Below are 26418 nucleotides of genomic sequence, written 5' to 3' on the forward strand. Positions count from 1 at the left end.
CGCAGGCGCGTCCCCGGGCGCCCCGGGCCGGGTCGACGCCGGGGTTCCGGGGCCGGGTCAGGTCCGGGGCTGCGGGATCGGGGCGCGGCGAGCATTGGTCGGGCCGCTCGGCGCGGTGGACCGGGCGGCCCGGGAATCCGCAGCCCACGGGAGGGCTGCGGCTGACGGAAGTGGTTTGCCGGGGTCCGGGCGGTCGACCGATACTGCCCGGGTGCCGCACGATCGCCTGACCGCCGCCCAGCGCGCCGCCCTCGACCACGTCCGCGCCCAGGTCCGGGGCGACCGGCCGCTCCCCGACGGGCCCGCGCTCCTCGCCGCCGTCCGCGCGCACGGCCGGATCACGCTCAACTTCCACCCCGACCGGCTCCTCGCCGACGGTCGGACCGTGGCCGAGGGGCTGGCCGCCGACGGCCGGTACCGGAGCCAGTTCGAGACGGGCGTGACCAGCGGGAGCCGGACGGCGTTCCCGGGCGGCGAGCGGGACGGCTGGGAGGAACGCCTGTTCGGCCGCGCGTACCACTTGCCCCCCGCGCCACCGACCGAACGGCCCGTGTACGGCGCGCTCGACCTGATGGGCCACCCCGACGGGGCCGCGCCCCGGTTCGGCTCCTGTCACGTCCGGCTCCGCCCGGAGGTGTCGGCCCGCGCGACGTACTGCCACGGCGACAGCCACCTGGGCCCGACCGACGTCGGCACGCTCGACGCGTTCGAGGACGTCCTCGCGGGGCTGGTCACGGGCGCGACGGCGGCCCTGCTGGGCGTCCCCGGCGTCGACCCGGTCGCCCACCTGCTGGCCCTGGGCGCCGGTGGACCCGAGCGGACCCGACCCGCCGGCGGTCCCGGGTCAGCCGCGACCCGCGCCCCGGGCCGGGCGCTGGACGACTACGTCGAGGCCCAGGTGCACGGACCGGTCGACCTGGCCACGGACGCCGAGGCGCTCGTCCTGGACCCGTCCTTCGCCGGCACGGACACCGGCGCGCTCCTGGTCGACCTGGCCGCCCGGTCCGGGATCGCCGTCGAGTGGCACGGCGGCTTCACGCTCACCGCCGACGCGGTCCCGGCCGACTTCCGGGGCCCGGCGATGCCCCCGCTGGCCGCCCGGGTACTGGCGGAGCACTCCCCCGCCGGGCTACTGGACGCCGAGGTGCTCGGCCGGGCGACCCGCTCGGCGGTGACCGCGCCGGACCGGTGGGCGGAGTGGGGGCCGGAGCTCCCCCAGTACCTCAAACAGCTCTGGCACTGTCTCGTGGGCTACGGGCAGGCGAACGACCGCCGGTAGTCCTTCGGGGCCACCCCGACGAGCTTGTGGAAGTGGTGCCGGAGCAGGGCGGCGGTGCCGAACCCGCAGGCGTGCGCGACCTCCTCGACGGACAGCTGGGTGTCCTCCAGGAGCCGGCGGGCGTGCAGCACCCGCTGGAGCGCGACCCACCGCCCGGGCGTGGTGCCGGTCTCGGCGGCGAACCGGCGGGCGAAGGTGCGCTCGGACATCACGGCCCGGTGGGCGAGGTCGGCCACGGAGTGCTCGGTGTCCAGGTTCTCCAGCATCCAGCCGAGCAGGGGCTGCAGGCTGTCGCCGGTGCACTCGGGCATGGCCAGCTCGACGAACTGGCGCTGGCCGCCCTCGCGCTGCGGGGCCACCACCATCCGGCGGGCGATGGCCGTGGCGACGCCCGCGCCGAGCTCGCGGCGGACCACGTGCAGGCAGGCGTCGATGCCGGAGGCGGTGCCGGCGCTGGTGACCAGGCTGCCGTCGTCGACGAACAGGACGTCGGGGTCGACGTGGGCGGCGGGGAACCGGCGGGTCAGCTCCTCGGCGTGCCGCCAGTGCGTGGTGCACCGCCGGCCGTCGAGCAGGCCGGCCTCGCCGAGCACGAACACCCCGCTGCACACGGACACCACGGTGGCGCCCCGGGCGGCGGCGACGCGCAGGGCGTCGAGCACAGCCGGCGGGTAGGAGTCGGTGACGCCGTGCGCGGGGACCGCCACCAAGTCGGCGTCGGCGAGCGCGTCGAGGCCGTGTTCCGGGGTGATCAGCATGCCGACGCCGGAGCGGACCGGCCGGCCGGCGTGCTCCCCGCAGACCCGGAAGTCGAACTCGGGCACGCCGTCGTCGGTGCGGTCGACCCCGAAGACCTCGCACAACACGCCCAGCTCGAACGGCGCGACACTGTCCATGACCACGGCGGCGACGGTCCTCAACATGCCCCCAGCCTACCTGGCAGGATTTTGTTGCACAACGGCAATCCTGCCACTGTTGGCGGAAATTCGATGAGCGAATACTTAGTGCCATGAACGCAACGCTCCTGACCCTCGCAGTCCTGGCCCTCGTCGTCTACAGCCTCCGCACCGGCCGGTCCGGCGCACTCGCCGGCAGCGGCCCCGCCGTCGCCGACCGCGACACCGAACGGGTCCTCGCCGACCTCACCGCCCTGCCGGAGACCGGGTCCGCCCCGACCCCGGCGACCGCCGGCACCCGGGCCCGCGTCCGGACCCCGCACCCGGTCCGATAGGGACACACCTCGGAGAACACCCTCCAGTAGGACGTTCCCGGATCGATCACCTGTGGTATATGGATGCGGTGGACGAGGACCGAGCCGCCGACGGACCGCACGATCACCACGCGGTCTACGGCCACCTGCGCGCCCTGATGCAACAGGGCCGGTCCGAGGCCGCCATCGCGGAGGCCCGCCGGATCGCCGCGCAGGCCACCGCGCCCGTCATCGTCGCCCAGGCCCTCGCCTTCGAACTCGGCGCGATGATCAACGTCGACGACCTCACCGGGTACGCGCCCGTGCTCGACCGCGCGTTCGCCCTGCTCGACGAGGTGGACGACGCCACGGTCGCCGGCGAACTGCACGCCATCGCCGGCTCCGTCGCCTGCCTGCACGGGGCGCTCGAACGCTGCGTGCGGCACTTCGAGTACAGCCGGCGCCAGCTGGCCACCGCGCCGGCCTGGGTGGGCGCCGCCGACGCCTGGTACGACCTGGCCCTCGGCTGCTCCCAGGCCGGCCTGCACGACCAGGCCCTCGACGCCGTGGAACGCGCCAACGCGCTGTACACGGTGCTGGGGCTCAGCGACGAGGAGACCGGGGCCCAGATCCGGGTCCGGCACGCCGTCTCCGTGGACCACCGGGGCGACACGGCAACCGCCGTCCGGCTGTTGCGCAAGGTGGTCAACGACTTCCAGCGCGGGGCCGTCCCCGCCTGGTCGGTGGACCGCGCGCACATCGCGTACGCCGCCGCCCGGCTGTCCGCGCTCGGCTGCCCCGGGGTACCCGACCTGCGCGGGCTCCTCGACGGCGTCGGGCACGACGTCGACGAGCGCACCATCCGGACCCTGACCCCGGTGTGCGCCGAACTCGCCGCCGGGGACGGCGACGCCGCGCTCGCACTACTGGAGGCCGGCCCCGTGCACCACGCGACGTTCGGGGTCGCCGAGAGCCACCGGCTGTGCGCGCTCGCCCACGCCCTCGCCGGCCGGCTGCCCCTGGCCATCGCCGCCGAACGGGCCGCCAGCCGCGCCGTGCACCTGACCCTCGACCCGCTGTCCGCGCTGTTCGTGGACGGGGTGGCCGCCCGGATCGACCACGAGAACCTGCGCCGGGTCGCCGACCGGTACGCCGACGCGGCGCTCACCGACCCGCTGACCGGGCTGCCCAACCGCCGGCGCCTGCACGAGTACGCCACCGCGCTGCTCGCCGCGCGCACCCCCGCCGCGGTCGGGGTGGCCGACCTCAACGGCTTCAAGACCGTCAACGACCGGTACGGCCACCTGGCCGGCGACCTCGTCCTGCAACGCCTCGCCGGGGTACTGACCCGCGCGGTCGGCCAGGGCTTCGCGGCCCGGTACGGCGGCGACGAGTTCGTCCTCGTCCTGCCGCACGTCGACCTGTCCGGCGCCCGGGACACCGCCCACCGGATCCACGCGGCGGTCGCCGCCGAGGACTGGAACTCCCTGGTGCCCGACAGCGCCCTCAACCTGGCGATCGGCTGGTCGCACCTCACCGACACCGGACTGGCGTGCGCGATCGACCGCGCCGACCGGGCGATGTACCAGATGAAGGCCCGCACCCGGCGCTCCTGAGCGCACCCCGCGACACCTCGTACCCGTCGGAGGGGTTGTTTCACCCCGGAACCGGGCCGCCCGGCGCCCCCGATCGGCCGGCCATCTCCCTCCTCGTGCAATGAGTTGGTTGCACGACGATCCGCTGACGTGCAATAATCTGGTTGCACTTAATGCCGGCATTTGGAGGAGTTTCCCCATGAGCAACGACATGATCGAACGCGACACCCTGATCGACGCCTCGGTCGAGCGCGTCTGGTCACTGGTGTCGGCACCCGGCTTCTGGGTCGCGGAGCCGGAGAGCATCCAGGGCACCACCGCCGTGGAGGGCGAGTCGATGGTCGCCAAGAACCCGGCGTTCGGCGAGTTCCCGGTCCGCGTGGTGAAGGTCCAGCCCCAGTCCTACGTGGCGTACCGCTGGGCCCCCGCCACCCCCGGCCAGGAGCTGACCGAGGGCAACAGCACCCTCGTGGAGTTCACGCTGTCCCCCGAGGGCGACAAGACCCGGCTCACCGTCGTCGAGAGCGGCTTCGCCGCGCTGGACGTGTCGGAGGAAGTGCGCGCCCAGACGATCAGCAACCTCACCGCCGGCTGGCCGGAGGTCCTCGACGCGACCAAGAAGCGCGTCGAAGACTCGACTGTGTGAGCGGTGAGAGCAGAACCCGACGGCGCCGTCGAGGAGGTCGGCAGCGTGCTCGTCGCGCTCGCTGACCCCACCCGTCGCCGGCTGCTCGACCTCCTCGCCGCGCAGGGCGCGGCCACCGCGACGACGCTGTCCGGGCGGCTCCCCGTCTCCCGGCAGGCGATCGTCAAGCACCTCGCCGTCCTGGACGCCGCCGGCCTCGTCGTCGGCAGCCGGGTCGGACGCGAGGTGAGGTACTCGCTGCGGCCCGCGGGCCTGAACACCACCACCCGGTGGATGTCCTCCCTCGCGGCCGACTGGGACCTCCGCCTGGCGGCCATCAAACGCGCCGCCGAGGCAGCGGACCGGGATCTCACCTAGCACCTGGACCCGCGGCGCGGGCGACAGCCCGCACCGCGACCTGTGAACACACAAGGAGAAACGCCATGACGACCCTGAAGCCCACGAGCATGCTCCTCGGCACGACCCGCCCCGCCGAGATGCGGGACTTCTACATCAAGGCGCTCGCACCGGAGTTCACCGGCGACGGCGCGATCGACCTGGGCGGCTTCCTGCTGGTCATCGACGGGCGCGACGACGTCGAGGAGAAGAACGCCGAGCCGGGTCGCCACATCGTCAACTTCGACGTCGAGGACTTCGACGCGATGGAGGCCCAGCTCAACGCCGCCGGCGTGCAGTGGATCTCGATCGCGGACCGGGAGAAGGGCAAGTTCGGCACCTTCGCCGACCCCGACGGGAACTACGTCCAGATCATCAAGTGGAAGTAGGGCGCCTCACACCGGAGGTCCCCAGCCAGGTGGCAGGACCGTGGCCGTCCCCGGTCCTGCCAGGCACATAGATCCGTCGACCCGTTCGTCGCGACGACACCATCCCCCACGACCCGAAGGAAGAGTGCACATGAGCACCCAGCAACCGGCGCTGAGTCCAGGCAAAGCCAACCTGGCCCTGTACACGTTGTTCCTAGCGATGTTCGTCATGGTCAGCGGCGAACTGCTCGTGGTCGGCGTCCTGGACCGGATCGCCGCCGACCTCCACATCACCATCCCCGCTGCCGGCACCCTGGTGACCGCGTACGCGCTGGGCCTCGCCCTGGGCGGCCCGATCCTGACCGCGTTGACGATCAAACTCGAGAAGAAGTTCGTCCTCCTCGGTACGCTCGCGCTGTTCGCCGCGTCCAACGTGGCCATGCTGCTGACCACCAACTACGGCGTGTTCCTCGGGGTGCGCTTCTTCATCGGCGCGCTCGCCGGCCTGTTCATCGCGGTCGGCTTCACCGCCGCCGTCTCCGTCGTCCCGCCGGAGCGGATGGGCAAGGCCATCGGCATCGTCATCTCCGGCGTCGCGATGGCGGGCGCGCTCGGCGTGCCGCTGGGCACCCTGGTCGCCCCGGCCATCGGCTGGAAGGGCTCCTTCCTCGCCATCGCGATCGTCGCCGTGGTGGTACTGGTCGGCGCCGCGGCCCTGATCCCGTCCGTCCCGTCCATGGGCGGCGGCCTCGGCCACCAGGCCAAGTACGCGTTCGCCCCCCGGGTGCTCGCCGTGCTGTTCCTGAACTTCATCGTGTTCGCCACGGCGTTCGCCGCGTGGACCTACATCGTGCCGTTCCTCCAGGAGATCACCGGCATCAACGGATCCGTGCTGAGCGTGTTCCTCCTGGCCTACGGTGTGGCCACGGCGGTCGGCTCGTTCGGCGGCGGCAAGTTCGCCGACTGGAACGCCGGGCGCGCCCTGATCATCGGCTCCATCGGCCTGGCGATCTCGCTCGCCCTGCTCTACTTCGTCGGCTCGGTCGCGTTCCTCGTGGCGCTCGTGCTGATCGCGTTGGGCCTGTCGCACTACGGCATCGTGGCCTCGCTCCAGGTCCGGGTGATCACCCTGGCCGGCCCCGGTGGCCAGCTGGCGCAGTCGCTGCCCGTCTCCGCGGCCAACATCGGCATCGCGTTCGGCGCGTTCGCCGGCGGTATCGCGATCAAGAACTACACCGCCAACGCGCCGGTGATCACCGGCCTGGTCCTCGCCGTGATCACGATCCTGGTCGCCTGGGGCACCAGCTACCTGAAGCCCCCGGTGGTCGCGGACTCGCCGGCAGCCGCCCAGTCCGTCCCGGAACCCGCGTAGCAGCACCTCCCACGCAGCACGGTGGTGACGGCCCCAGTCCCGTCACCACCGTGCTTTTCGTGCGCTCCGGGCCCCGGGACGGCCCCCTGCCGCGTGCCGGACAAGGCCGGACGATGTGGGCAAGGAAGGAGATGTGGCGGGCGCGACGGCGGTGGGATGGTTTGGTGAAACCCCACTTCACACAGCCAGGAAAGGTGTGCCATGAACAACCCACAGTCGGCACCTAGCCAAGGCGTGACAGCCGAGGTCAGTCACCGGTTCGTGCAGGCCAACGGCATCCGGACCCACATCGCCGAGCAGGGCGAGGGGCCGCTGGTCGTGCTGCTGCACGGCTTCCCCGAGACGTGGTACTCGTGGCGGCACCAGTTCGGCGCGCTCGCGGCGGCCGGCTACCACGTCGTCGCCCCCGACCTGCGCGGCTTCGGCCGGACCGACGCCCCCGAGGCCGTCGAGCAGTACTCGCAGCTCCACCTGGTCGGCGACATCGTCGGCCTGCTCGACGCGCTCGGCGAGGAGCGGGCCGTGCTGGTCGGCCACGACTGGGGCTCCCAGATCGCCTGGAACACCGCGCTGCTGCGGCCCGACCTGGTCCGTGGCGTCGTCGCGCTCGGCCTGCCGTACTTCCCGCGCGGCCCGGTGAGCGCGGTGACCGGGATGACCCAGGCGCTCGGCCCCGGCTTCTACATGAACTACGTCCAGCAGCCCGGCGTCCCCGAGGCCGAACTGGCCGGCGACCCGCGGACCAGCCTGCTCCGGCTCTTCCAGTGGGGCTTCGGCGACTCGCCGCAGGCCGACGGGCCGACCCTGCCGATGGTGCCCGAGGGCGGCGGCCTCGCCGACCTGCTGCCGGCGCCCGGCGGCGCGCTGCCCGGCTGGCTCACGGAGGCCGACCTCGACGTCTACGCGGAGGACTACGCGCGCACCGGCTTCTCCGGCGGCCTCAACCTGTGGCGGACCATGGACCTGAGCTGGGAACTGACCGCCCCCTGGCAGAACGCGCCGATGAACACCCCGGCCCTGTACCTGTACGGCGAGCGGGACGGCAGCGTCCAGCTCCCGGGCCTGGACCAGTTGATCGGCAACCTGCAATACCTCGTGCCCAACCTGACGCGCACCGTCGTACTGCCCGGGGTCGGGCACTGGACGCAGCAGGAGCGGCCCGAGGAGGTCAACGCGGAGCTGCTGAAGTTCCTGTCCGGCCTCTAGGCCCCACCGGCGAGGCTGATCCAACCGCCGGCTCCGACGACGCCCGCGACCTTTCCCGTGCGGCGCATATTCACCGACCCGGTAGAACGCCGTCGGAGCTCCCGCCGGCGGCGTTCCGGTGCGACGAAAAAGCCGGCGGACACAGGTACCCCACACAGGTCGTGGTCCTTTGTGCACGCCCCCCGAACTGCGTCGCGATGCCCTTCCAGCAGCGGAAACCGCCTTGTGGGAACTCGGCAACTTCGGAGAATCCGCGCCCGCCGCACCGTGCCAGAGTAATGCGTATACCGCCGGATCCGGCGGACGTCTGATTCCACTTTCCTTTCTCTGCCTTCGTTTCGAGGAGCACACATGACGATCAGTGAGGCACCACCGCAGACTGACCTCGTCGCCCGGGCGACGGGCCTGGTCGAGGTGATCCGGAAGCATGCCACTTGGCAGGAGGAGAACCGGATCCTGCACGACGAGGTCCTCCAGGGGATCACCGACGCCGGGATCATGAAGATGCGGGTCCCGCTCCGCTACGGCGGCTACGAGAGCGACGTGCGGACCATCACCTCCGTGATCTCCGAACTCGCCCGGGGCGACGGCGCGGTCGGATGGACCGTCAGCACGTGGACGATGGGCTCCTGGCTCGCCGGCCTGTTCCCGGACGAGGTGCAGGACGAGATCTTCTCCGACCCGAGCGTCCGGCTCTGCGGCGGCGTCACCGCGTCGGGGATCGCCAAGGAGACCGACGGTGGCGTGATCCTCAACGGCCGCTGGCACTTCGTCTCCGGCGCCCCGCACAGCCAGTGGGACACACTGTCGGTGATGCTGGAGCACCCGGACGGCAGCATGGAGCCGGCCACCATCGTGGTACCGATGTCGGACCTGACGATCGTCGACGACTGGCACACCGCGGGCCTGCGGGCCACGGGCAGCGTCACGACGATCGCGCAGGACGTCTTCGTCCCCACGGCGCGCGTCCTGCCGATGATGCCGCTGATGATGCACGGTCAGCACCTGTCGAAGGCGAACGCGGACTCCCGGACCTGGAAGCTCCCGTTCGTGGCGCACGCCACCGCCGTGACCAGTTCATCGGCCGTGGGCATGGCGAAGGCGGCCCGTGAGGCGTTCTTCGAGAAACTGCCGAGCCGCAAGATCGCCTACACGGGGTACGAGCAGCAGGCCCAGGCGCCGATCACCCACCTCCAGGTGGCCGAGGCCGCGGTGAAGCTCGACGAGGCCGAGTTCCACGTGCGCCGCGCGGCGGAGCGGCTCGACAGCAAGGCGCTGTCCGGGGAGCAGTGGACGCTGGAGGAGCGTGCCACCGGCAAGATGGACGCGGCCATGGCCTGCCTGCGGGCCAAGGAGTCCGTGGACGTGCTCAACACCGCCAGCGGCGGGTCGTCCATCTACTCCGACCAGCCGATGCAGCGGATCGAGCGCGACATCCAGGCGCTCAACCTCAACGGTGTCCTGCACCCGAACACGGTGTCGGAGACCTACGGCCGGATCCTGTGCGGACTCGAGCCGAACACGCACCTGATCTAGGTGCTGCCGCGCGTGTGGCCGGGGCCGGGGGTCCCAGCCACACGCGCTCCGGCGTCCGCCGGGCGCTCGAACGGTTGCTCAGGCGTAGGCGGGCGTCGAGTTGACCACGTGCTCGACCAGGGTGATCAGAACCTCTTTGCTGGACTCGCGCACCCGGGCGTCGCACAGCACCACCGGCACCACCGGGTCCAGGTCCAGCGCCGCCCGCACCTCGTCCGGGTCGTGCCGGTCCGCGCCGTCGAAGCAGTTCACCGCGACGATGAACGGCGTGCCCCGGCGCTCGAAGTAGTCGATCGACGGGAAGCAGCCCGGCAGCCGGCGGGTGTCGGCCAGCACGACCGCGCCGACCGCGCCGAGGGCCAGCTCGTCCCACACGAACCAGAACCGGTCCTGGCCGGGCGTGCCGAACAGGTACAGCACCAGCTCGGAGTTGATCGTGATCCGGCCGAAGTCCATCGCGACCGTCGTGGTCTCCTTGCGCTCCACCCCGGACAGGTCGTCGATCCCGACGCTCTCCTCCGTGATGGTCTCCTCGGTCCGCAGCGGCCGGATCTCGCTGACCGCGCCGACGAGCGTCGTCTTCCCCGCGCCGAACCCGCCCGCGACCAGGATCTTGATCGCGGTGGGCAGCGGCTCGACGTCAGAGGGCACGGAGGCCATCGATCACCGCCAGCAGGGTCCGCCGGGTCGGCATCTCCGCGACCGGCTGCGGCGCCCGGGTCTGGATCAGCCCGGCGGTGAGCAGGTCGCCCAGGAACACCCGGACGATGCCGACCGGCAGGTCCAGGTGCGCCGAGATCTCGGCCACCGACAACGGCGACCCGCACAGCTCCAGGATCGACACGTGCTCCGGCTCCAGGCCGGCGGCGGCCGCGCCGGTGGCGACGACGATCGCGATCAGGTCGAACTCCCCCGAGGACCGGGTGCGACCCCGGGTCATCGCGTACGGTCGGACGACCGGCCCCGCGTCCTCGTCCAGCCATTCGTTCATGGTCAGACCTCAGCCACGACGGTGGTCCGCGACGGGGTGGCCAGGTACTGACCGACCCGGGCGACCAGCATGGCCATCTCGTAGGCGATGAGACCGATGTCGGCGTCCTCGCTGCCGAGGACGGCCAGGCAGGCCCCGTGCCCGGCGGCGATCACGAACAGGAAGGCCGAGTCCATCTCGATGATGGTCTGGCGGACCGAGCCGCCGCCGAAGTGCCGCCCCGCGCCCCGCGCGAGACTCTGGAACCCGGCCGCGACGGCCGCCAGGTGGTCGGCGTCCTCGCGGTCGAGTCCGCTGGACGCGGCGATCAGCAGCCCGTCCGCCGACAGGACCGCCGCCTGCCGGGCGTGTGCCACCCGTTCGACCAGGTCGTCGAGCAGCCAGGCGAGATCCCGCACCGTACTCGTCTTCTGTGCCATTGTTCTCCCCAGGAGGCCCCGGTGGTCCCGGGGTGCGGTTCTAACTGGTGGGCTGGTCGACCTCGGCGGGCGGGGCCGGGGTCTCCGGTGTCTTCTCCGCCTCGCGACGGCCCCGGCGGGTGGCCCGCTGGTAGGAGCCGATCATCGAACGGATCTCTTCGGGTGCTCGACCCGTCGGCTCCGCGACCGGAGCGACGACAGGGGCGGGTTGCTCCCGCAACGGGGCGGCCAGGCTGGCCTGGCGGACCCGGCGGGGCAGCCCCGACGGTGTGGACTCTGGCACCTCCGGCTCGCCTCCCTGGGACTCGGGGGTGTCGGTCTGCTGGTGGACGTCGATGTCCGGTTCGGGACCCCGGTCGGGCAGGATCGGCCCGCGCGGGGCGGGGACGACCTCCAGGGTCCGGTGCGGGGTCCGGACCGGGCGCGGCCCGGGCACGATCCGCACGGGTTCGACCACGGACGGGGTCGCGGCCGGCTCGTCCGGGCCGTCCACGACGAGGGATGTGGGGACGAGGACGATCGCGGTCGTGCCGCCGTACGGCGAGTCGCGGAGCCTGACCTGGATGTCGTGCCGGCCGGCGAGCTTGCCGACCACGTACAGGCCGAGGTGCGCGCTGCCGGTCAGCTTGAACTCCGGCGGGTTCTTCATCCGCTCGTTGGCCGCTTCCATGTCCTCGGGGCTGACCCCCAGGCCACGGTCCTCGACCTCGATCACGAAGCCGTTCGCGACCCGTTGGCCGGTGACCTGCACCGGGGTGTCGGGCGGGGAGTAGGCGGTGGCGTTCTCGATCAGCTCGGCGAGCAGGTGGATCACGTCGCCGACGGCGCGGCCGGCCAGGGCCACCGGGCCGATCGGCAGGACCCGGACCCGCTCGTAGTCCTCGACCTCGGCGAGCGCGCCGCGGACGACGTCCATCAACGGGACGGGGTTGCGCCAGCCACGGCCGGCGGTGGCGCCCGACAGGACGATCAGGTTCTCGGCGTTGCGGCGCATCCGGGTGGCGAGGTGGTCGACCCGGAACAGGTCGGCCAGCTCCTCCGGACTGTTCTTCTCGCGCCGCTCCATCACGTCGAGGAGCTTGAGCTGGCGGTGCACCAGTGCCTGGGTCCGCCGGGCGAGGCTGAGGAACACGTCGCGGACACCCTGGCGGAGCGCGGCCTGTTCGACGGCGGTCTCGACGGCGGTCTGCTGCACGGAGTTGAACGCGCGGCTGAGCGCCCCGATCTCGTCGTCGCCGGTGGGCAGCGGCGGGGCCTCGACCGAGACGTCCACCTCCTCGCCGCGCCGGAGCCGCTCGACCACGCCCGGCAGGCGGGTGGTGGACAGCTCCCAGGCGGCCTCGCGGAGCCGGGTGAGCTGGGCGGCCAGGGTGCGGGCCGTGGTGATGGAGATGACGATGGAGGCGATGACGGCGATCAGGCCGAGGCCGCCGGCGAGGAGCAGCCGGACGATGACGCCCATGGCGGCGGGCTTGGCGCGTTCCACCAGGCCGTCGGCGGCGCTGAGTTCGAGGCCGCGCAGGTCGGAGAACGCCTGCTCCACGGTGGACTTCCAGGCCGCGCCGTCGACCGGCGCGGCGACGCCGAGGCGGCCCTTCTCCACGGCCCGGTCCTCGAACGCCCGCATGCCGCTGAGGCCCTGGGCGGCGGCGATCTCCTCGTACCGGGCGCGGTCCTCGGCGGTGAGTTCGGCGACGGCGGCCGAGTACAGGAAGCGCTGGGTGCCGACGAGGGCCACGAACTGCTCGTACTCCCCCGCACCGAACTTGCCGGCCGCGATCACGCCGGCGAGCAGCGCGTCCTCCTGGGCGAGCACCTCCCGGGCGTGGCTGAACGCGATCAGGTTCTGCGACTGCCGGGTGATGTCCTGGTCGTCGAGGCTCGACATGGAGCCGTAGATCCGGAACCCGGCGGCGATCAGGGCGGTGTACGCCCTCGCCGCCTTCGCCCGGTCGACACTGCCGGCGTCGACCGCGTCACGCGTGGCCGTGAGACCGTCGAGCTGCTTGAACACGTCGTCGATGCGGCCCTGGAGGGCGTCGCTGGCCGCGCTGCGCACATCCGCGCCGCCGCCGAGCCGCTTGAAGGTGTCCCGCGCCTCGTTGGTCTTCGCGCGCTGGGCGGTCAGGGCGGTCCGCTGGTCGGCGGCGCTGTTGCCGAGGTACACGACGGACAGTCGACGTTCCTGCTGCAGGGCCACTACCAGCGATTCCGTCGGCTTGCCCAGGTCCTCGCTCAGGGTGCTGACGTCGAGGAGACCGAGCCCCTCGCGCAACGTCACTCCGGCCGCGAACGCCCACAGTGCGAAAAGGGAGAGGAGTAGGGCAACGACCTTGGTCCGCACCCGAGTACTGCGGAACTTCATCCCACCATCCCGACGAAGTCGACATTATTGCGCTTATCAGCCGGGGAGACGATATCAGCGGGACAAGTCCCAGCCAAGGCGCGACGGTCGGGATCCATTATGGACTGCTGGAACATCGAGATCAGAGCTGGGTCAAAGGCGTGATCGACTTGAGTAAATCAGCAGGTCGCTGACATACAAAAGTCAGAATGAGACTTAGGTCACTAGCGACTCCCGGCCACTCCTATACCCACGTGCACCGAATCCATACTCACACCTTGTTGGGCACAAGCTGCGTGTGCCAAACTCACGGAGTCCACAACAGATGATTACAGTGCGTGACATTGATGGCCCCTGCTCCCCCGAGAGGCGTCCACCATGCCCAACGTCGACACTCTGCTGGCCTCCATGATGACCGACGGTAGTCGGGTGTCCACCTCGGTCTATGACACCTCCCGGCTCGTCTCCCTCGTCCCCCAACTCGCCGGGCACCAGGCCAGAGTGGACTTCCTGCTCCGTCACCAGGCACCGGACGGCTCCTGGGGCGGCGTGGACGGCTACGGCTACGTCCCCACGCTCAGTGCCACCGAGAGCCTGCTCGCCGCCGGTCAGCGCGTGGCCGCCGAGCGCGGCCTGGCCCGGCTGCGGTCCTGGCTGAAGGTCGAGCTGACCCCGGCCGACACGATCGCCGTCGAGCTGGTCGTGCCGGCGCTGACCGCCCAGGTCAACGCGCGGCTGCCCGCGTCCGAGCGCCTCGGCCTGCCGCGTGGCTACGACGAGAAACCCCTGCTGCGCCTGCGGGACCGCGTCGACCAGGGCCACCGGGTGCCGGTGAAGCTGTGGGCGTCCATCGAGGTCCTCGGCACGGCGGCCCGACGCAGCGGCGCCGAACCGTCCGGCGGCGCGGTGGCCGGCTCCCCGGCCGCGACGGCCGCCTGGCTGGGCGAGCGCGGCGACCCCGACGGGGCGTCCGCCCGCTACCTGCACGCGATCCAGGACGCGTCCGGCGGGCCCGTGCCGGGCGTCACCCCGATCACCTTCTTCGAGCGCGCGTGGGTGCTCAACAGCCTGGCACTGGTGTCCGTCCCCTACCGGGTGCCCGAGGAGATCCTCGACAGCCTCGACATCGCCCTCGGGGAGTACGGCGCGCCCGCCGCCCCCGGCCTGCCCGCCGACGCGGACGACACCGCCGCCGTCCTGCACGCACTGGCCGTGCACGGTCGGGTGCGCCGACCCGACGTCCTGCTCGACTACCGCACCGACGGCTACTTCACCTGCTTCCCCGACGAACGCAACCCCTCCACCAGCACGAACGCGCACATCCTGGAGGCGCTGGGCGTGTACCTCGCCGCCCGGCCCGGGGAAGAGTCCCGATTCGGCGGGCCGAGGGCGATGGTGGTGGACTGGCTGCTGGACACCCAGAACGCCGACGGCAGCTGGCTGGACAAGTGGCACGCCTCCCCGTACTACGCCACCGCCTGCTGCGCCCTCGCCCTCGCCGCGCACGGCGGCCCGACCGCCACGGCCTCGGTGGCCGCCGCCGCCCGCTGGGTCGCCGGGAACCAGCGCGCGGACGGCTCCTGGGGCCGCTGGACGGGCACCGTGGAGGAGACCTCCTACGCGGTGCAGGTGCTGCTCCGCGCCGGCGACCCCGCGCACGCCCCGGCGGTCGCCCGGGGTCGGGCGTTCCTCGTCGACCACGACGACCCGGACGCGTACCCGGCGCTGTGGCACGCCAAGGACCTCTACGCCCCGGTCACCGTGATCCGCGCCGCCCGGCTGGCCGCGCTGACCATGGCCGGGGCATGACCGTGGAAGCGACGGCCGCGCTCGGGGTGTGGGACACGGCCAACCCGGCGCTGCGGGCGTGCCCGTACCCGGCCTACGCGGCCCTGCGGGCGGTGGCCCCGGTGCACCGGGTGGACCGGCCCGACGCCGCCCCGGTCTGGTACGTCGTGGGCCACGCCGAGGCGCGCCGGGCGCTGACCGACCAGCGCCTCGTCCGGGACGTCACCCGGCTGCCCGAGGAGGGCCGGCCCGTCGAGCCGCTGGCCGCCCTGGGCCTGGACCGGTCCATGCTCGGGGTCGACCCGCCCGACCACACCCGGCTGCGCGGGCTGGTGTCGGCCGCGTTCACGGCCCGCCGGGTCGGCCTGCTGCGGCCCAGGGTCCAGGAGATCGCCGACCGGCTGCTGGACGCGATGGCCGGCCGGGACACGGTAGACCTCAACGAGGCGTACGCCCGGCCGCTGCCCGCGATCGTGATCTGCGAACTCCTCGGGGTACCCGTCTCGGACCGTGACCTGTTCCTGGGCTGGATCCGGGACCTGTTCGACCACGCCGGCCCCCGGGCCGCCGTGCGCGCCGCCGGCCGGGCGCTGTCGGGCTACCTGGCCGACCTCGTCGCCGCGAAGCGCGCCTCCCCCGACCAGGGGCTGATCTCGGCGCTGACCACGGTCCGCGACGAGCGGCAGCGGCTCACCGACGCCGAACTGCTGTCCACCGTCACCCTGCTGCTCGTCGCGGGGCTGGAGACCACCGTCAACCTGATCGGGTCGGCCACCGTGGCGCTCGTGCGGCACCCCGAACAGCTGGCGGCGGTGCGGGCCGATCCGGCCCTGTGGCCGCAGGCCGTCGAGGAGGTGCTGCGCTACGACGGTCCCACCGAGATGGCGGTGGCCCGCTGGGCGGTCGAGGACCTGGACCTGGGCGGCGTGCCGGTGCCGGCGGGCGGCGAGGTGCTGGTGGTCCTCGGCGCGGCGAACCACGACCCGGCGCTCGTACCCGACGCCGACCTGCTGGATGTCCGTCGCCGGCCGGGGCCGCACCTGGCGTTCGGGCACGGCGTGCACCACTGCCTGGGCGCGCCGCTGGCCCGGATCGAGGCGGAGACGGCGCTGCGGTCGCTGTTCGACCGGTTCCCCCGACTGCGGTTGGCCGTACCCGCCGAGGACCTGCGCATCGTGCCGAACCTCTCGCTGCGGTCCCTGGCCACGCTGCCGGTGAGGTTGACCTGACTCACGGGTGTCCCCCGGATTTCGCCATGTGTTCGGCGACCCGTCGTTGCATCTCCTGCAACGCGGTGACCATCCTGGACATCTGGTAGATGCCGTAGCGCAGGAGGAATCCCGCGACGACCAGGGAGTCGCTGACGCACAGGACGAACTCGTGCCAGCGGGGTACGACGGCCCCGTGGGTCAGCCACTGCACCACCAGCAGTCCCCCGCTGCCCAGGGCGCCGACCCGCAGGTAGGTGCGGGCCCGGTCGATGTCCGGACCGCGGGCCTCCTCGTGGCTGATCAGCGCCACGATGAACGGCATGGCCCCCAGTCCGACCATGTACTGGTGGAGGTAGTGGGGCACCAGTCCGGGCGCCTGCACGTCGATGTAGGCCACCGAGCCCTGGACCCCCGCCGCGACGAGGCCGGCCCACCGGCTGAGCAGGACCAGCCGGCGACGGGCGGTCTCCGTCTGGTCCAGGTCCGGGATCCTGTTGAGCGGCGTCCGGAGCACCCGGACCGCCTTCGACAGCCCGTAGGCGACGACCACTCCCGCGATGACCACCGCGATTCCCGGGCCGATCAGCAGCTCGTGGTACCGGATCGGCATGGCGCCGCCCGACCAGCACATGTAGACCATGACGGCCGCGTAGAAGAGGATGCCGACGCCGGCCCACCGGGCGGCTGTCCTGACGACGGCGGTGGCGGCGGACTCGATGTCCCCGCGCGCGCCGGCCGCGAGCCTGAGCTGGAGGTGGCACACCATGGCGGTCAGCGACAGCACGGTCGCGACCCCGACGGCGTACTGCCGCAGGTACCACGGGACGAGGTCGGGCGCGAACACCGCCGCGTAAACCAGTCCGACGAAGCCGGCCACGGACAGGAAGCCCGTGACTCCGCGGACGACCTGCCAGCTGGTGCCGTCCGACGTGGCACCGTGGACCGTCACGCGCGCGGGCCCCGCTCGGTGCCGGGGATCAGCCGCTCGTGCTGGAGCGCCTCCTGGGCCTGACGGCCGCGCTCGTACATCTGGCGCATCGCGTTCTCGAACCACTCCTGCAGCTCCGCCGCCGCCGCCGGGTCCCGGACGACCGCCGTGAGGTCGGGGGCGCCGTCCTTCCAGTCCGCCGGGAGCACGTCCGGGAGGGCCTGCCGGGGGGTCGACAGGGGCGTGAGCTCCGTGCCGGTCTGGTAGGCCGCCGCGAGGGAGCCCGGCACCAGGCGGAGCGCGCCCTCCAACAGGCCGCAGGTCTGCAGGTGCGGGGTCACCTCGCCGCGTTCGATCTTGCCGAAGGCCCGTAGGTGCACCCCCGCCGCGTCGGCGACGTCCTGTTGGAGCATGCCGAGGCCGACGCGGCGTTCCTTGATGCGCAGTCCGATCGTCCGCCGGTCCACGGGCATCGCCTTGTCCTCCTCGCGGTCCGAAGTCAGTTGTTCCTACCACCAAATCGCGTGTGGAGGTAACCCGACCGGCCTTGCCAGGCTCTGACGATCACCCCTAAAGTGCCTTTGGGAGGTACCGCAGTACCTATTGGACGGTGCCTCCCAACGGGGGACGGCGTCCCGGCGGCATCAGGGGACTGGGCGGCCGGGACGTCGGTCTGGTCGCGGCCGACACGACATACTCCCGCGCCACGACACGGCCAGCTAGGGGCTGACGCGGCGGACAGCTGGGATGGACGACCACGGGCCCACAGCCTCGACACTGTGGACCCGCGGTCTTCGGACTCGCGGGGAGCCCGTAGCGTCCAACGAGCGAGGGCCGTCCGGGTTGCGCCCCGAACGGCGGGCACTAGGGTGCGGGGCATGCGTACGCCCAGCTTGTCGCTCCTTGTCCCGCTCGTCCTGGCCGGCGTCGCCGGGTGCGGTCCCGCCGGGCCGGCCGCCCGACCCACCCCGCCGGTGACCACGAGCCCCGGTCCGAGCGCCGTGCCCTGCCCGAGCGACCCGGAGGTGCTCGCGGCGGCGAAGGCGGTCAACGGCGGCTTGCCCGGCGGCGCGGAGGTCCGGGCCGGCAGCCTGGTGTGCGAGGCCGGCTGGGCGGTCGGGGCGCTGGACTCCGAGGTCGGGCCGGTGCAGATCCTGGTGCGCCTGGTCGACGGGGCGTGGAAGGGCGTGGTGCTCGGCAGCGGTTCGCTGTGCGAGGTACCCGAGATGGCGCAGGTCCCGAAGACCCTCAAGGCTCGCCTGTACTGCGACTAGGCCCGTCTGCGGTAGTTGGTCCGCCGGTGCGCCCGCCGGGGCGCGGTGTGCCCCACCGGGCCGGCCGCCCGGCGCAGGGTGCCCTCGGCCAAGGCGACGTCTCCCCCCGGCAGGCCGCAGGACAGCAGGACGGTGACCGCGTCGGCCCGGGAGCCGACGGGGGTACGGCCGGCGACGAGGTCGGCGAGGTCCTCCGGTTCCACGGCCGAGCCGAGGGCCCGCAGGTGGGCCCGGGCCAGCGCGGGCGCGTCGGTGACGGTGCGGTCCGCGCGGGCGAGGAGCGCCGGGATCCAGGCCGCGCCGCTGCGGGGCACCGGGCTGAGGCTGACGTGGGTGCCCGGGGACAGCCACGCCGGGTCGAGTGCCGGCCCGTCCGCCGCCGCGACGACGAGCCGCGCGCCCCGGACCGCCTCCTCCGGATCCCGCGCCCGGACGACGGCCAGGCCCAGCTCCTGCCGCGCCCGGGTGGCGAAGGCGTCGGCGTCGGGCCCGTGCGCCAGGAGCTCCGTCGGCCGGAGCCGGGCGGCCAGGAAACGCAGCTGCGCGAACGCCCGGCGGCCGGTGCCCAGGACGGTCAGGCGGTGCGGGTGGGCCGCCGTCAGGTGTTCGGCCCCGAGCACGGCGGTCGCGGCGGCCCGCAGGTCGCCGAGCCCCGCGCCGACGACCAGCCCGGTGACCGCGCCGGTGAGGTCGTCGAACACGATCCTGGCCAGCGGGCCGTCCCCGGACAGGCCGGCGGCGAGGAACCGGCCGGCCGGGGTGCTGCCGTGGTGCAGGGCCGCCGCGGCCAGCCGTTCCGTCGGCCCGGGGGCCAGGAACGCGTGTCGCAGGAGCCGGACCGCCTCGTCGACGGGCAGCAGCCGGTCGAGTTGCGCGTCGGTGGTGATGTGCCGCATGACCTGACCTCCTCCGCGTCCACTGTGCACTCCCGCCCGACCCTAATTCGTCTCCCATCGTGCGCCATCCCGCGTACGCGCGACTTTTAGATATTGCTCGCCGAACACCATTGCGTACCCATAATCGTGAAGGTATTGTTCTGGCTATCCGCAGGACGAGTAGAGAATGGTGACCACGATGGACCGGAAGGCCCGCATGACCGGTGAGGCGCACGACGCGCTCGCACTGGTCGCTGAGCTGCACGGTTGTCGCTGTTGTCTGCCCCTCCGGGAGCCGTCGACGACATAGGGAGACCTGTGCCGACCACCGCCCCGGAATTGTTCCGAGGCGGTTTTTTCATGTGTTCGACAATGCGCTATCCAGCGTGCGACAAAACAATTCCCCGACAGGGTGGCCGAGCGGCTAAGGCACCAGTCTGCAAAACTGGAGATCGCGGGTTCGAGTCCCGTCCCTGTCTCGAACGACCATCCGGCCCGGCGGCGAGGGGGCCTGCCGGCCGGGTGGTCGTCGCACACGCCGTGCGGCACGTTGACACGTGCGGAAACATCCGCGATCGTCGCTGTCATGTCACGCGATGACGGAAACACGGACCACGAATTCCACCAGTACATCATTGTCGGCGCGGGCCCGGCGGGTGTGCAGCTGAGCTACTACCTTCACCAGGCCGGCAGCGACTACGTCACCCTGGAGCGGACCGACGCCCCGGCGGAGTTCTTCCGGGTCTACCCCCGGCACCGCAAGCTGATCTCCCTCAACAAGGTGCACACCCACAGTTCCGACCCGGAGATCCGGCTGCGCTGGGACTGGAACTCGCTGCTGCACGAGCCCGCCGACCTGTTGTTCCCCACCAAGTACAGCGACGAGTACTTCCCGCACGCCGACGACATCGTGCGGTACCTGGCCGACTTCCAGAAGTACCACCAGCTCAACGTCCGGTTCGGGGTGGACGTCACCCGGGTCGAGCGGCTCGACGGCGGCGGGTTCCTCGTGCACACCGCCGACCGGGTGCTGCGCTGCGAGTGCCTGGTCATGGCCAGCGGCTGGGGTCGGCCCAACATCCCGCAGATCAAGGGCATCGAACACGCCGTCGGGTACGAGGTCATGGAGACCGACGCGGCGAAGTACGACGACCAGCGGGTCATGATCATCGGCAAGGGCAACTCGGCGTTCGAGACCGCGTCGGCGATCCTCGGGCACGCCGCGATGGTGCACCTGGCCAGCCCCCGGCCCCTGCGGCTGGCGTGGAACACCAAGCACCCCGGCGACGTGCGCGGCCAGTTCGGGGCGGTGCTGGACAGCTACCAGTTCAAGACCCTGCACTCGGTGCTGGACTGCGTCATCGACGAGATCCGGCCCGTCGGCGACCACTTCGAGGTCGACATCACCTACACGCACGCCGACGGCGAGACGGCGACCCTGGAGTACGAGTCGGTGCTGCGGTGTACCGGGTTCGCCATGGACACCTCCGTGTTCGACGCCGGGTGCCAGCCGGAACTGGTGGCCAGCGGGCGGATGCCCACCACCGGCCCCGACTGGCAGTCCACGAACGTCGACGGGCTGTACTTCGCCGGTACCCTCGCCCAGGCGCGCGACTTCAAGAAGGCGTCCTCGGCGTTCATCGACGGGTTTCGGTACAACCTGCGGACCTTGACCCGGCTGCTCCGGGAACGGTACGAGGACGTGCCCCTCGCCCCGGACACGCTGGCCGCCGACCCGGACGCGCTCACCACGCTCGTGCTCGACCGGGTCAACTGGAGCTCGGCGCTGTGGACCCAGTTCGAGTTCCTCTGCGACGCGCTCGTGGTCGACGAGGCCACCGGTGAGGTCCGGCACTACGTCGACCTGCCCGAGGACTACGTCGCCGCCCGGTTCGCCGACGAGCCGCACGTCTACGCGTTCTCGCTGCGCTGGGGCCGCGACGAGTACGGGGACGTGTTCGCCATCGAACGGCACCCCGAACCGGACCGGGCCAAGGAGAGCGCGTTCATCCACCCGGTGATCCGCCGGTACTCGCACGGGAAGCTCGTCACCGAGAAGCACCTGCTGGAGGATCTGCTGGCGGAGTGGCGGCGGCAGGACCGGCATGTGGATCCGCTGCGGGCGTTCTTCGCGGAACAGTTGGCGGGTAGGGGCTGAGCTGGGGCGCCGGGGCCGGTCGGGGTGGGGCGACCGCGGCCGGGGCGGCCGGGCCCGGGGTCGTCCGGCGCCGGCCGGCGGTAGGGGTCGTCACCGGCGGACCAGTACCTCGCTGAGGGCCTTGCGGTGCAGGTCGGGGACCGTGGCGTCCTCGGCCGGATAGCCGACCGGCATCACGGCGAACGCCCGCTCCTCCGGCGGCCGGCCGCACACCTCGTTGAGGAACCGCATCGGCACCGGGGTGTGGGTCAGTGTCGCCAGGCCGGCGTGGTGCAGCGCGGAGATCAGGAGTCCGACGGCGATGCCGACGGACTCCTTCGCGTAGTACGGCTTCGGGGAGGTGGGGCCCTGGTGCACCTCGAACACGACGATCACGACCGGGGCGACCTCCAGGAACGGCTTCTGCCAGTCCGTACCCATCGGGGCCACCGCGTCCAGCCAGTCCGGGCTCGCCCGCCGGCCGTAGAACTCGCGCTCCTCCGCCTCCGCCGCCAGCCGGAGTTCGCGCTTGCGGTCCCGGTCGGTCATCACGACGAACCGCCAGGGCTGCAGGTTCGCCCCGCTCGGCGCGGTGGACGCCGCCCGGACGGCCTGGTCGATGACCTCCAGGGGCACCGGTGCGGAGGAGAACTCCCGGACCGACCGGCGGGCCGCCATCCGGTCGGCGAACGCGCGGGCCGTGGCGATCATGTCCGGTGGGGTCTGGCGCGGGATCTCGTAGTGGGCTGTGGCGACGACGCTGTGCATGGGACGCCTCCCGTCGAGGTGGGACTCGAAATCCAGCGTCGCGCACGGTCGGCCTGTCCGGATCCTCCAGAATGCTCAGTCGGGGAAGGGCGCACGGTGGAGGTCGGGGCGGGGTGTGCCATGGGCACCGGATCGCCGAGCCGGACCCGGGCGTGGCGGGGCCGGCGCGCTGCGAAGCGCCCCGCGGCGCCAGAGGGCGCGCGGGGACGCGTACCCGTCTAGGAAGGGGTTGGGGCGGTGTGGGTGACCAGGTGGTCGACGGCGGCATTCAGGTCGCCCGAGGCCTCGACGGCCGCGCGTTGCCGGGCCGCGCCCGTGCCGCCGTCGAGCAGCCGCCGCAGCCAGCCGGATACCAGGTCCAGGTCGCCGTTGGCCTCCAGCACCGGGCGCACCGTCTCGAACAGCCGCTCCACCTGCTCGACCGCCGGCACCAGCAGCCCCGTGCGCACGTCCAGCCCGTGGCCGGCCAGCCCGTCGCGGGCCGCCTGCCAGTAGGCCACCCGCAGCAGCTCCGCCCGGATCTCCGGCCCGTCGTCGCCCCGGTCCACGGCGTCGCCGACGTGCACGACGAGCGCGCGGACCAGTGCCGCGTACAGCGCGGACTCCTCCGCCGTGATCGGCACGTCGGCCACCCGGATCTCCAGGGTCGGATGGTTCGCCGACGGCCGGATGTCCCAGAACAGGGTGCCGATGTCGACCAGCGTGCCGGCGGCCAGGAACGTCTCCACCATGCCGTCGAAGTGCGCGGCGGACGTGAAGAACGGCGGCGGGCCCGCGACCGGCCAGCGGGGCCAGACCATGGTGCGCCAGCTCGCGTACCCGCTGTCGCGGCCCTCCCAGAACGGCGAGTTCGCGGTCAGCGTGATCAGGGTCGGCAGGTACGGGCGCAGGTGGTTGCTGACCCGCACCGCGCGCTCCCGGTCCGGCAGCTCCACGTGCACGTGCACCGCGCAGATGACCTGCTCGTCGTGCAGCCCCCGGTACTTCGCGATGCCCCGGTCCTGGCGCGCGCCCTCGGTGATCGGCGGCGGCACCGTACCCGCCAGCACCGACGACCCCGTCGCCACCACCCGCACGCCCTCCGCCGCGGCGCTGACGCCCAGCACGGCGCGGGCCTCGGTGAGCTGCGCGTGCAGCTCCTTGACCGACCCGCACGGATCGGTCCTGGTCTCCAGCTGCATCTTCGTCAGCTCACCGGACACCCGCGCGCCGAGCCGCTCCCGGGCCCGGCGGATGACCGCCTCGGCCCGCGGCAGCACGATCCGGGTCACCGGGTCGACGACCAGGAACTCCTCCTCGACCCCGAACCGGGGACCCCGCAGAGGCTCGTCCATCCTGCCAGCCACCTTCGCGTCGGCGTTCCGCCGGTGGAGGCCCGGCCCGGCGACAGGTTACTGTCCCCGGTCGCCCGGCCCTCCCCCGACACGCCCGGCGGCGCTCAATTCCTCTGTGGAGGGTCGAGGACGCTCTCGACCAGACCCGCCAGGAGCGCCGCGCGGTCCGGCATCTGGGAGACGTCCACCCACTCGTCGCGCGCGTGCGAACCCCCGCCGACCCCGCCCAGCCCGCACAGTGTCGGCACGCCCAGACCGCCGGTGAAATTGGCGTCCGACGCCCCCGGAGCGGACACCCCGTCGACCGGGGTCAGCCCCATCTCCTTCGCCGCGTGCTGCGCCAACTCGAACAGGTGCCCCGACACGGAATGCTGCAACGGGTACCGGTTGATGCCGCCCCCGAACGACAACGTCGCCCCCGGCAGCCGCGTCGTCAGCCCCCGGATCAGCCCGTCCACCCGGTCGAGCTCCTCGCGGGTCCACGCGCGGACGTCCACGCAGAACACGGCCGTCTCGGGCACCACGTTCGTCATCGTGCCCGACGTGAACAGGGTCGGGGTCACGCTCGTGCCCTCCGCCGCGAACTCCCGCACCGCCAGCACGTGATAGGCGGCCTCCACCGAGGCGTTGACCCCCCGGTGCGGTTCGACCCCCGCGTGCGCCGCCCGGCCGTGCACGGTGATCCGGTACATGGAACCGCCCTTGCGGGCGACCTTCAGAGCCCCTTCCTCGGTACTGGGCTCGCCCACCAGCACCGCCCCCGACCGGGCCGCCTGCTCCTCGATCAGCGGACGCGACGCCGGGGAGCCGGTCTCCTCGTCACAGGTGAGCAGCAGGCCCACCCGGGACGTGTCCCCGAGCAGCTCCAGGGCGGTGAGCATCTGGACGATGCCCGCCTTCATGTCCGCGACCCCGGGGCCGGTCGCGCGGTTGCTGTTCAGGGTGAAGGGCCAGTCGTCGTGGGTACCGGCCGGCCAGACCGTGTCGTAGTGACCCAGGAGGAGGACGGCTTGATCCTCCGCCTCCCAGAGCAGGTGGGGAAGGCCGTCGAGGAGGATGCGTTGGGCGGGCCGGCCGAGGACGGCCGTGCCCCACTCTTCGAGCAGATCCGCGCATGCGGCCAGCTCAACCGGGCTCTCCGGGGGCGATTCGCGCGCCACCAGCTCCCGCAGTCGGTCCACCATGAGTGCGGCCCGCTCCTGTGCGGCGAGCCGGATCGCTTCGAGTCTTGTCACCGTTTCAGGGTCTCGCCGGGTGGGGGGTGTTGCCATCCTTCATCGTGCTTGATCGGGTGGAATCGGGCGGGGTGGGGGTGGGGTGTTGGGGGTTGCGGGGTGTGGGCGGGTGCCTTGGCGCGCGGGTGCTGGCCGCCGGGGCGGTCCCGGGGTCGTATTGGGCGCTGGGGCGCTGGGCCGCTGGCCGCTGGGGCGACGGGACGCCTGGGCGCTGGGTGGATGGCGGCGTGCGGACGGCGGCGTGCGGCTTCAGGCCAGGGCGTCCGTTGGGCCCGCTGGGCTGCGGTGGCGCCGTGGTCCCGGGCGCGTCAGGGGGCTGTGGGCCGGGGCCCTGGGCATGTCAGAGGTGGCCCGGGCCATGCATCAGGTACTCAAAGATGGGCCAGGGCTGTGACCTGGGTAAGCCGTGGCCGGGACCGTGCCCTTGGGGCTCAGAGGTGGGCCTGGGTGTGTCGGAGGTGGCCGAGGTTGGGGCCCCGGCCACCTCAATGCGGGGCGGGGTTCAGGGCTTCGTGCCGACGACCAGCCCGTTGGCCGCCGGGGCCTCGAACCGCACGGTGCGCACGTCGGTGAACCCGGCCTCCCGCAGCCAGTCGCCGTATTCCCCCGCCGTGTAGTTGCGCCCTTCCCGGGTGTTGGCGACCATGGCCACGTCCATCAGGGCGGCCGGCAGCGGCCCGGTGCGGTCGTCGTCCACGAGCAGCTCCGCCACCATGACCGTGCCGCCGGAGGGCAGCGCCGCGAAGGCCTTGCCGAGGAGCGTCCGGTTCTCCTGGACCGACCAGTCGTGCAGGATCATCGAGAACAGCACGGCGTCGTGCCCGCCGGGCAGGGCCTCGTCCTTGAAGAAGTCGCCGGGGTGTACGGACACCCGGTGCGCGAGCCCCTCCTGCGCGATGCGCTTCTGGGTCATCTCGCACACGGGAGCCAGGTCGTACACGGTGGCGCGCAGGTCCGGGTAGTGCCGGCAGAGTTCGATGTCGTGGGCGCCCACCCCGCCGCCGACGTCGAGGATCCGGCGCACGCCCGAGAAGTCGTAGGCCCGGGCCATCTCCCGGGTGGTGTACGCCGACATCGCGTACATCCCCTCCCAGAACCGCTGTTTGAACGTCGAGTCCTCCTGGTCGAAGATGGTGTCGGTGGCCTCGTCGTCCCAGGTGGACGGGCGGTTGTTCCGGATCGCCCCGCCGAGCCGCATCCAGCCGGCGTAGTGGTGGTCGAACAGGGCCACGGCGGGCCCGAAGTAGTAGGGCTTGCCCTCGACCAGGTACTCGGCGGAGAACGGGGTCAGCCGGCACTCTCCGCCGGCGAACTCCAGCAGGCCCAGGGCGGTGCAGGTCGTCACCACCGCCTCGGCCGGCCGATGGGCGATGTCACAGAGTCGGGCCAGCTCGGCCAGTGCCATGGGCTGGCCGTCCGACAGATGCTCGAACACGCCGATCTCGTGGGCCACAGCGACGGTCTTGGCTGCCCAGACGCCCTGCATCAGACCCATGAGCACCATGGGGGTACCGATGTCCGCACTCGTCGTCACGACGGAATTTCCTC

The 26418-nt window shown here is 72.3% G+C and carries 25 protein-coding genes and 1 tRNA gene; 14 read left to right on the top strand and 12 right to left on the bottom strand.

From position 1 onward, the window contains the following. Nucleotides 1-211 precede the first annotated feature (211 nt). The gene (locus AB0M43_RS02400) at nt 212-1279 is read left to right on the top strand and encodes a DUF3626 domain-containing protein (RefSeq protein WP_363720390.1); all 1068 of its coding nucleotides are present in this window, start codon (nt 212-214) and stop codon (nt 1277-1279) included. Here AB0M43_RS02400 and AB0M43_RS02405 read toward each other — a convergent pair. Beyond that, nucleotides 1252-2202, bottom strand: coding sequence for a helix-turn-helix domain-containing protein (locus AB0M43_RS02405; RefSeq protein ID WP_363720391.1), 951 nt, complete (start codon nt 2200-2202; stop codon nt 1252-1254). The two genes, AB0M43_RS02400 and AB0M43_RS02405, sit on opposite strands and share 28 nt — an antisense overlap. Before the next feature lie 86 nt (nt 2203-2288). On the opposite strand from AB0M43_RS02405, the gene AB0M43_RS02410 reads away from it, so the two are divergent. From AB0M43_RS02410 to AB0M43_RS02445, 8 genes are all read left to right on the top strand, one after another. After that, the gene (locus AB0M43_RS02410) at nt 2289-2510 is read left to right on the top strand and encodes a hypothetical protein (protein ID WP_363720392.1); all 222 of its coding nucleotides are present in this window, start codon (nt 2289-2291) and stop codon (nt 2508-2510) included. 68 nt (nt 2511-2578) lie between these two features. Beyond that, complete coding sequence (locus AB0M43_RS02415; protein ID WP_363720393.1) at nt 2579-4084, top strand: GGDEF domain-containing protein; 1506 nt, start codon at nt 2579-2581, stop codon at nt 4082-4084. A 178-nt stretch (nt 4085-4262) separates the two neighbouring features. Beyond that, nucleotides 4263-4709: an SRPBCC domain-containing protein gene (locus AB0M43_RS02420; RefSeq protein ID WP_363720394.1), complete on the top strand. Its 447-nt coding sequence runs from the start codon at nt 4263-4265 to the stop codon at nt 4707-4709. A gap of 3 nt (nt 4710-4712) precedes the next feature. Then, nucleotides 4713-5066 carry a metalloregulator ArsR/SmtB family transcription factor gene (locus AB0M43_RS02425; protein WP_363720395.1) on the top strand — a complete coding sequence of 118 codons (354 nt, stop codon included), beginning with the start codon at nt 4713-4715 and terminating at the stop codon, nt 5064-5066. A gap of 65 nt (nt 5067-5131) precedes the next feature. Beyond that, complete coding sequence (locus tag AB0M43_RS02430; RefSeq protein ID WP_363720396.1) at nt 5132-5473, top strand: VOC family protein; 342 nt, start codon at nt 5132-5134, stop codon at nt 5471-5473. Nucleotides 5474-5603: 130 nt separating this feature from the next. Continuing rightward, nucleotides 5604-6824, top strand: a complete 1221-nt coding sequence (locus tag AB0M43_RS02435) for an MFS transporter (RefSeq protein WP_363720398.1) — start codon at nt 5604-5606, stop codon at nt 6822-6824. 201 nt (nt 6825-7025) lie between these two features. Continuing rightward, complete coding sequence (locus tag AB0M43_RS02440; RefSeq protein WP_363720400.1) at nt 7026-8030, top strand: alpha/beta hydrolase; 1005 nt, start codon at nt 7026-7028, stop codon at nt 8028-8030. A 351-nt stretch (nt 8031-8381) separates the two neighbouring features. Next, the gene (locus tag AB0M43_RS02445; protein WP_363720401.1) at nt 8382-9566 is read left to right on the top strand and encodes an acyl-CoA dehydrogenase family protein; all 1185 of its coding nucleotides are present in this window, start codon (nt 8382-8384) and stop codon (nt 9564-9566) included. Nucleotides 9567-9644: 78 nt separating this feature from the next. On the opposite strand, the gene AB0M43_RS02450 is transcribed toward AB0M43_RS02445, so the two are convergent. Genes AB0M43_RS02450 through AB0M43_RS02465 form a run of 4 tightly spaced genes read right to left on the bottom strand, consistent with a single transcriptional unit; the run spans nt 9645 to nt 13341 of the window. Then, the gene (locus AB0M43_RS02450) at nt 9645-10226 is read right to left on the bottom strand and encodes an ATP/GTP-binding protein (RefSeq protein WP_363720403.1); all 582 of its coding nucleotides are present in this window, start codon (nt 10224-10226) and stop codon (nt 9645-9647) included. Continuing rightward, nucleotides 10207-10557: a DUF742 domain-containing protein gene (locus AB0M43_RS02455; protein WP_363720405.1), complete on the bottom strand. Its 351-nt coding sequence runs from the start codon at nt 10555-10557 to the stop codon at nt 10207-10209. The genes AB0M43_RS02450 and AB0M43_RS02455 overlap by 20 nt, the downstream gene beginning before the upstream one ends. A gap of 2 nt (nt 10558-10559) precedes the next feature. Then, nucleotides 10560-10976: a roadblock/LC7 domain-containing protein gene (locus tag AB0M43_RS02460; RefSeq protein WP_363720406.1), complete on the bottom strand. Its 417-nt coding sequence runs from the start codon at nt 10974-10976 to the stop codon at nt 10560-10562. A 40-nt stretch (nt 10977-11016) separates the two neighbouring features. Further along, nucleotides 11017-13341 carry a nitrate- and nitrite sensing domain-containing protein gene (locus tag AB0M43_RS02465; protein ID WP_363720408.1) on the bottom strand — a complete coding sequence of 775 codons (2325 nt, stop codon included), beginning with the start codon at nt 13339-13341 and terminating at the stop codon, nt 11017-11019. Nucleotides 13342-13698: 357 nt separating this feature from the next. On the opposite strand from AB0M43_RS02465, the gene AB0M43_RS02470 reads away from it, so the two are divergent. Together AB0M43_RS02470 and AB0M43_RS02475 are read left to right on the top strand one after the other, a co-directional pair. Beyond that, nucleotides 13699-15129 carry a prenyltransferase/squalene oxidase repeat-containing protein gene (locus tag AB0M43_RS02470; RefSeq protein ID WP_363720409.1) on the top strand — a complete coding sequence of 477 codons (1431 nt, stop codon included), beginning with the start codon at nt 13699-13701 and terminating at the stop codon, nt 15127-15129. Beyond that, a complete protein-coding gene (locus AB0M43_RS02475; RefSeq protein ID WP_363720411.1) occupies nt 15126-16337 on the top strand; it encodes a cytochrome P450 in 1212 nt (403 codons plus the stop codon). Before AB0M43_RS02470 ends, AB0M43_RS02475 begins: the two co-directional genes overlap by 4 nt. A gap of 1 nt (nt 16338) precedes the next feature. Here AB0M43_RS02475 and AB0M43_RS02480 read toward each other — a convergent pair whose 3' ends face one another. Next, nucleotides 16339-17268: a hypothetical protein gene (locus tag AB0M43_RS02480; protein WP_363720413.1), complete on the bottom strand. Its 930-nt coding sequence runs from the start codon at nt 17266-17268 to the stop codon at nt 16339-16341. Next, nucleotides 17265-17720 carry a helix-turn-helix transcriptional regulator gene (locus AB0M43_RS02485; RefSeq protein ID WP_363720415.1) on the bottom strand — a complete coding sequence of 152 codons (456 nt, stop codon included), beginning with the start codon at nt 17718-17720 and terminating at the stop codon, nt 17265-17267. Before AB0M43_RS02485 ends, AB0M43_RS02480 begins: the two co-directional genes overlap by 4 nt. A 405-nt stretch (nt 17721-18125) precedes the next feature. Between AB0M43_RS02485 and AB0M43_RS02490 the strand changes: the two genes are divergently transcribed. Then, nucleotides 18126-18521, top strand: coding sequence for a hypothetical protein (locus AB0M43_RS02490; protein WP_363720417.1), 396 nt, complete (start codon nt 18126-18128; stop codon nt 18519-18521). Here AB0M43_RS02490 and AB0M43_RS02495 read toward each other — a convergent pair. Further along, nucleotides 18518-19417: a hypothetical protein gene (locus tag AB0M43_RS02495; protein WP_363720419.1), complete on the bottom strand. Its 900-nt coding sequence runs from the start codon at nt 19415-19417 to the stop codon at nt 18518-18520. The genes AB0M43_RS02490 and AB0M43_RS02495 overlap by 4 nt on opposite strands. A 385-nt stretch (nt 19418-19802) precedes the next feature. Between AB0M43_RS02495 and AB0M43_RS02500 the strand changes: the two genes are divergently transcribed. Both AB0M43_RS02500 and AB0M43_RS02505 read left to right on the top strand, forming a co-directional pair. Next, nucleotides 19803-19875 (top strand) — tRNA-Cys (locus tag AB0M43_RS02500). Nucleotides 19876-19982: 107 nt separating this feature from the next. Then, on the top strand, nt 19983-21554 hold the full coding sequence (locus AB0M43_RS02505; RefSeq protein WP_363720421.1) for an NAD(P)-binding domain-containing protein: 1572 nt from the start codon (nt 19983-19985) through the stop codon (nt 21552-21554). 90 nt (nt 21555-21644) lie between these two features. Here AB0M43_RS02505 and AB0M43_RS02510 read toward each other — a convergent pair whose 3' ends face one another. The 4 genes from AB0M43_RS02510 to AB0M43_RS02525 all read right to left on the bottom strand — a co-directional run bounded on the left by AB0M43_RS02510 (nt 21645) and on the right by AB0M43_RS02525 (nt 26404). Beyond that, on the bottom strand, nt 21645-22244 hold the full coding sequence (locus AB0M43_RS02510) for a nitroreductase family protein (protein ID WP_363720938.1): 600 nt from the start codon (nt 22242-22244) through the stop codon (nt 21645-21647). 275 nt (nt 22245-22519) lie between these two features. Beyond that, nucleotides 22520-23635 (bottom strand): glutamate--cysteine ligase, encoded by a 1116-nt coding sequence (locus AB0M43_RS02515; RefSeq protein WP_363720423.1) that lies wholly within the window; start codon nt 23633-23635, stop codon nt 22520-22522. 104 nt (nt 23636-23739) lie between these two features. After that, the gene (locus AB0M43_RS02520) at nt 23740-24870 is read right to left on the bottom strand and encodes a M20/M25/M40 family metallo-hydrolase (protein WP_363720425.1); all 1131 of its coding nucleotides are present in this window, start codon (nt 24868-24870) and stop codon (nt 23740-23742) included. Between the two features lie 502 nt (nt 24871-25372). Beyond that, nucleotides 25373-26404, bottom strand: coding sequence for a methyltransferase (locus tag AB0M43_RS02525; RefSeq protein WP_363720427.1), 1032 nt, complete (start codon nt 26402-26404; stop codon nt 25373-25375). Between the last annotated feature and the right edge of the window lie 14 nt (nt 26405-26418).

The organism is Longispora sp. NPDC051575, from assembly GCF_040681875.1.
Lineage (GTDB): Bacteria > Actinomycetota > Actinomycetes > Mycobacteriales > Micromonosporaceae > Longispora.

What these genes read in the sequence shown, in the direction of transcription:
- AB0M43_RS02405 (WP_363720391.1), bottom strand. Translation starts at nt 2,202, where the DNA reads ATGTTGAGGACCGTCGCCGCCGTGGTCATGGACAGTGTCGCGCCGTTC.
- AB0M43_RS02410 (WP_363720392.1), top strand. Translation starts at nt 2,289, where the DNA reads ATGAACGCAACGCTCCTGACCCTCGCAGTCCTGGCCCTCGTCGTCTAC.
- AB0M43_RS02420 (WP_363720394.1), top strand. Translation starts at nt 4,263, where the DNA reads ATGAGCAACGACATGATCGAACGCGACACCCTGATCGACGCCTCGGTC.
- AB0M43_RS02430 (WP_363720396.1), top strand. Translation starts at nt 5,132, where the DNA reads ATGACGACCCTGAAGCCCACGAGCATGCTCCTCGGCACGACCCGCCCC.
- AB0M43_RS02435 (WP_363720398.1), top strand. Translation starts at nt 5,604, where the DNA reads ATGAGCACCCAGCAACCGGCGCTGAGTCCAGGCAAAGCCAACCTGGCC.
- AB0M43_RS02440 (WP_363720400.1), top strand. Translation starts at nt 7,026, where the DNA reads ATGAACAACCCACAGTCGGCACCTAGCCAAGGCGTGACAGCCGAGGTC.
- AB0M43_RS02445 (WP_363720401.1), top strand. Translation starts at nt 8,382, where the DNA reads ATGACGATCAGTGAGGCACCACCGCAGACTGACCTCGTCGCCCGGGCG.
- AB0M43_RS02450 (WP_363720403.1), bottom strand. Translation starts at nt 10,226, where the DNA reads ATGGCCTCCGTGCCCTCTGACGTCGAGCCGCTGCCCACCGCGATCAAG.
- AB0M43_RS02455 (WP_363720405.1), bottom strand. Translation starts at nt 10,557, where the DNA reads ATGAACGAATGGCTGGACGAGGACGCGGGGCCGGTCGTCCGACCGTAC.
- AB0M43_RS02460 (WP_363720406.1), bottom strand. Translation starts at nt 10,976, where the DNA reads ATGGCACAGAAGACGAGTACGGTGCGGGATCTCGCCTGGCTGCTCGAC.
- AB0M43_RS02465 (WP_363720408.1), bottom strand. Translation starts at nt 13,341, where the DNA reads ATGAAGTTCCGCAGTACTCGGGTGCGGACCAAGGTCGTTGCCCTACTC.
- AB0M43_RS02470 (WP_363720409.1), top strand. Translation starts at nt 13,699, where the DNA reads ATGCCCAACGTCGACACTCTGCTGGCCTCCATGATGACCGACGGTAGT.
- AB0M43_RS02475 (WP_363720411.1), top strand. Translation starts at nt 15,126, where the DNA reads ATGACCGTGGAAGCGACGGCCGCGCTCGGGGTGTGGGACACGGCCAAC.
- AB0M43_RS02485 (WP_363720415.1), bottom strand. Translation starts at nt 17,720, where the DNA reads ATGCCCGTGGACCGGCGGACGATCGGACTGCGCATCAAGGAACGCCGC.
- AB0M43_RS02490 (WP_363720417.1), top strand. Translation starts at nt 18,126, where the DNA reads ATGCGTACGCCCAGCTTGTCGCTCCTTGTCCCGCTCGTCCTGGCCGGC.
- AB0M43_RS02495 (WP_363720419.1), bottom strand. Translation starts at nt 19,417, where the DNA reads ATGCGGCACATCACCACCGACGCGCAACTCGACCGGCTGCTGCCCGTC.
- AB0M43_RS02505 (WP_363720421.1), top strand. Translation starts at nt 19,983, where the DNA reads ATGTCACGCGATGACGGAAACACGGACCACGAATTCCACCAGTACATC.
- AB0M43_RS02510 (WP_363720938.1), bottom strand. Translation starts at nt 22,244, where the DNA reads ATGATCGCCACGGCCCGCGCGTTCGCCGACCGGATGGCGGCCCGCCGG.
- AB0M43_RS02515 (WP_363720423.1), bottom strand. Translation starts at nt 23,635, where the DNA reads ATGGACGAGCCTCTGCGGGGTCCCCGGTTCGGGGTCGAGGAGGAGTTC.